This is a genomic window from Mesotoga sp. B105.6.4, from assembly GCF_002896535.1.
GTDB lineage: Bacteria > Thermotogota > Thermotogae > Petrotogales > Kosmotogaceae > Mesotoga.
In genome coordinates this window covers 1-1,932 of sequence record NZ_JWIM01000129.1, presented here as the reverse complement: position 1 = coordinate 1,932, position 1,932 = coordinate 1, and the positions used below count along the sequence as shown (strand labels likewise).

Here is a 1,932-nt window from a genome sequence, read left to right as displayed (position 1 = left end):
AGAGCGGCGCATGTATATTTTTGGACTCAGCTTACCCTGATTTGAGTACTCAATTTAAGCCTGAATACACCCCTGTTTTAATGCCATTCGCGAAAGTGTTCGAGAACGAGATCAGGCTATCGATAGTTCAGTGGCTGAGAACACTCCTGGATAATCCGATAGAAATGCCCACGTTTTTCAACAAGCTGTGTACGGAACCGGGGGTAAGCGGAGTACATACGTTTGGAAGAAGAGCTGTCAATTTCAATACTAAATATTGTGGAGCGTGGAGACCGCCAGAATTAGGAAAGACAAGATTATCATTCGTTCACAGAGTTACACATGAAGCAAGAATACCCCCGCACTTCACAAGAGTGGAACTGAATGTTCTTAGCGAGGAGTGGGAGATAATTCTAGAAGAAAGAAATAGGGCTGCCCACACCAACTTGATTGTCATAGAAGACGTATCTAGGATGGAAACAAGCTTAAATAGGCTTTCGAGCAAAAGTGTGTTCCAAAGCTTCGCACAGCTGAAGAAAGATCTTTCTGGGCAGTGAGAATGCTCTAAATGACTATATCGGGAGATGGCATCTGAATCAGCTAGAAATCGGAGGTAATTAGAATGGAGGAAAAGTCGGCGATTAGTTCTGAAAATGGCGTTTTTACGAATGCAGAAGACGTTCGGACGGAGTATAGTTCATTGATCGCATATCACAATGACATAGTAACGCACACAGATTCAGCTTGTTGGGGATTTTTGTTATGCAGTCGGTCTTTTTGTTAGAGAATCGATGGGGCTTAAAGAATCAGCATTGCTGTTAGCCATTACCATTGGTATGTATTTTGCAGAAAGGCGCAACAGAGTTCTTTTCACACAAATGAGCAAGAGGGCAATGGAAATTGAGAGACTTCACTGGAATCTCAACAGAAGGGATAGTCAAGATTTGTCATTGCCCCTATTCTCTAGGTTTCGCATAAACGAATTACCGGAGGAAATAAAGAAGTCTCTTCCAGAATCTTTGAAGGAGGAGATGAAAAAAACTAAGAACCGCTCTCTTAAGCGGATAACTTCTTCCCACTCAAGGGGTCTTGATTTAGTTTATGGAAGCATAGCGCTGTACGCAATATTTAGCATTGTGCAGGCACTCCTGCCCTGAAACCGTTCAAGCCAAGTCATTCTTAAGTAGAAATGCAAACGAAGAAAAAACTGCGAAAATAGTTAAGATGTTGTTATTCCCGCTTTGTCAGCTTTCACAATGAGATAATTGACAGATGCAGAGCAAGAGACCAGCATGAAGCGTGCGTCTTCTTGAAATACCTCACTCTTACCATCTGTGAAGGCGTGCCTTATACCTTGTTCATCACTTGTATATCCGTATAGATTGAGCAATCCTGATTTTAGGGCCTTATGAAACGGGACTAACCCCTTTTTGTCTATGGATTCTAGTGCTTCGCCAAGAGTTGCTTTCGGATTACCACAGATGATTTTGCAAAGAGATTCTACAGCACTTATTGATTCCTTTATCGAATTCCGATAGTCAGGATCATGCTTTCTGGAGAAGAATTCCAGAGAAGTTTGGAGATGCTTCTTAACACCGTTCAGTAGATCTGCTAGGCATATTGCACTTTCTATCTCTTCGATCTCTGCATCATCTACTATTGGAGTTACACAGGTGTCAATAATCCTGTATCCCGACAGATTGCTTTCAAGAACGTTATTCAACTTGTTCTTAAAAGCCCTAAGATGGAACTTGTAGCGGGAATCTTTGGCAATCCAGTCAAGCATGAACTCTATGAGATCATATACTTCATGCCACTCGAGCCTGTAGAAGAGTTTTTTGAGAGACACAAGGTAATTAGTGCTGTCTCTTGGCATTTCATCAAGTGGCAACTTAAAGAACGACTTCCAGAGTTCAGTGAATAATTTTTCGTCTGATGAACTCATGACTAAGT

At 41.7% G+C, this 1,932-nt stretch carries 3 protein-coding genes; 2 read left to right on the top strand and 1 reads right to left on the bottom strand.

Going from position 1 to position 1,932, the window contains the following annotated elements; genetic code table 11:
• Together RJ60_RS15060 and RJ60_RS15055 are read left to right on the top strand one after the other, a co-directional pair.
• Window positions 1-536, top strand: a 536-nt coding sequence (locus RJ60_RS15060) for a hypothetical protein (RefSeq protein ID WP_219725916.1), incomplete at its 5' end; no start/stop codon positions are given.
• A 234-nt stretch (window positions 537-770) separates the two neighbouring features.
• Window positions 771-1,136, top strand: coding sequence for a hypothetical protein (locus tag RJ60_RS15055; protein WP_099830334.1), 366 nt, complete (start codon window positions 771-773; stop codon window positions 1,134-1,136).
• Between the two features lie 62 nt (window positions 1,137-1,198).
• On the opposite strand, the gene RJ60_RS15050 is transcribed toward RJ60_RS15055, so the two are convergent.
• The coding region (locus RJ60_RS15050) for an AbiJ-NTD4 domain-containing protein (RefSeq protein WP_103135281.1) at window positions 1,199-1,932 on the bottom strand (734 nt) is incomplete at its 5' end.